Here is a 2125-nt window from a genome sequence, read left to right on the forward strand (position 1 = left end):
GGCGCAATCCGACCGAAGCGCGGGTCGTCGCGGCCAGCAGCCCGCCGAATCCAGCCTGCACCGGCACCCGCCAGGGCATCGGCAACCGCGGGCTGACGAAGCTCCACCCGACCAAGACCGCCGCCAAAGCTACCGCTCGGCGCATCAGGATGCGGGTCCGGCGGCTGCCTCGAATCGTTTGAGGGCGGCGCGCATCCGGTCGGTGTCGGCGGGGGTCCAGCCGTCCGGCGGCAGCACCGCCGCCCAACCGTCGAGAACCATGTCGCCGTAGTTGTGACCATGACCTCCCGGCATGCCCTGGGCTTCCGTCAGGTCGGCGCTGACCTGCCAGAACGTCACCACCGGGTACCAGTTCATGGCTGCGGTGCGGTCTGCGCCCGGGTGTTCCACGAGCCAGTCCGGCCGGCTGAACAGCAGGTCGGGTGACCACCAGACCACCGGATCGGATGGGTGCTGCAGGAAGAGCACCCGCGTGCCGTCCCAGGGTCGCGCCGCGACTTCGGTGATGTCGGGGGGACGGTTGGCTTCGGAGAACCGCACGGTTCGACCGTTGTCGTAGCGCGGGTTCACCTCTGGGGTGCCCGGGTCACGTCGCGCGACCACTGCATGCCACAGCGGGCTGGACTGCGGCGGGCCCTCCCACAGCACGGCGCTAAAACCCATCTTCGACACATCGGGCAGGTAACCGAAGGCGGCCTGACCGGCCATCGAGCCAAGGCTTTCGCCGTACAGCACGAGTTTCGGGCGGTGGTCCGCCGGCAACTGCTGCCAGCGCTCGTGAATGGTGTCGATCAACAGCCGGCCGGATTCCATCGACTTCTGCTGATCGGCCAGGAACGAAATCCAGCTCGGCAGAAACGAATACTGCACACCCACCATGGCGGTGTCGCCGTTGTTCATCATCTCCACCGAGTCCGCCGCCGCCGGGTCGATCCAGCCGGTGCCGGTGGTCGGGGCGATGATCAGCAGTTTGCGGTCGAACGCGTGGGTGCGCTCGAGCTCACCCACCAGTACCTGCACGCGGTCCTGGTCGCTGTCGGCTGTCTCCAAACCGGCGTAGACGCGGATCGGCTCCTTGGCCGGTCGACCGTTGAGCCGGGTCAGCTCGGCGGCGTGCGGACCGGAGGCGACGAAGTTGCGGCCCTGCAAACCCAACGAGTCCCACGGCGCCAACGACGAGGGACTGCCAGACTTCTCCGGTAGCAGCGGTGCGGAAAGGCCGGCACTGGTGGTGTCGTTGCGCGGCTGGAAAGTAGCGTTGGCGCCGGCGAAGAACCCGCGCACGAGAACACCGTTGAACAACGCAATCAACAGCGCCACCACGATGGTCGTGCCCAGGAACAACGCGACCTCGTCGTTCACATGCCACCGCCTGATCAGCGCCCTGGCCAGCAACCTGATGGCGTCGATGATCGCCCTCGACGTGGACACCAGCAGCGCGGCCACGACGACAGACAGGATCAAGGTGCGCAGATAGCTCGCGGTGGCCGGCCCCTCGATGCCCATCAGCGCCGACACCTGCCGCTGCCAGGCCGCCGCAGGAATGAGCATCAGCACACATGCCGTCGGCGAGAACACGACAACAGTCGCCTTCAACCAGAACATTGCTCGCGGACTCGGCGGCCACCAGTGGACATTGCGCAGCACGAGGCGGTACACCGCTTTGCCGATCACCACGCCGAGGCCATAGCCGATGGCGGCGTTGATGCCGCCGATCAGCCCCTGGAACAGCCAGCTGCGCGGCAGCAGCGACGGCGTCAGCGACAGACAGAAGAACAGTGCGCCGACCACGACGCCGGAAAACCTCAGGCGCAGCAGACTCCAGGCCCACACGACCAGCGGATGGCGGTCGGGCGGGTGTGCCGAGGGCGTCGCCGCTTCCCCGGTGAGGTGGTTCACGGGCGCACTCAATTGCGCCGCTTCTCAATCCCGGCCCTGCCGGAATCTTCGTCACCGACGCGTCTCATGCCCGCACCCTCATCCGAACAACCCCGGCAACACTCCTTCGAACGTGCTGCGCAGTTCGGTCAGAGGGACGGAGAACAAGTCTTGCACCTCGAGCACTTTCGAGCTTTGGTCGACGACACCGATGCGCACGACCGGCAATCCGCGGGCGGCGCACAGA

General features: G+C 67.0%; 2 protein-coding genes and 1 pseudogene. All 3 read right to left on the reverse strand.

Going from position 1 to position 2125, the window contains the following annotated elements:
• A pseudogene (locus tag WA317_RS15625) lies at positions 1-145 on the reverse strand (CPBP family intramembrane glutamate endopeptidase); the annotation flags it as partial.
• On the reverse strand, positions 145-1911 hold the full coding sequence (locus WA317_RS15630) for an alpha/beta hydrolase (RefSeq protein WP_425173894.1): 1767 nt from the start codon (positions 1909-1911) through the stop codon (positions 145-147). The pseudogene WA317_RS15625 and the gene WA317_RS15630, both read right to left, overlap by 1 nt.
• A 66-nt stretch (positions 1912-1977) precedes the next feature.
• A partial coding sequence (locus tag WA317_RS15635; protein ID WP_425173895.1) for a hypothetical protein occupies positions 1978-2125 on the reverse strand: 148 nt, incomplete at its 5' end.

It is taken from the genome of Mycobacterium sp. (assembly GCF_049802695.1).
GTDB lineage: Bacteria > Actinomycetota > Actinomycetes > Mycobacteriales > Mycobacteriaceae > Mycobacterium.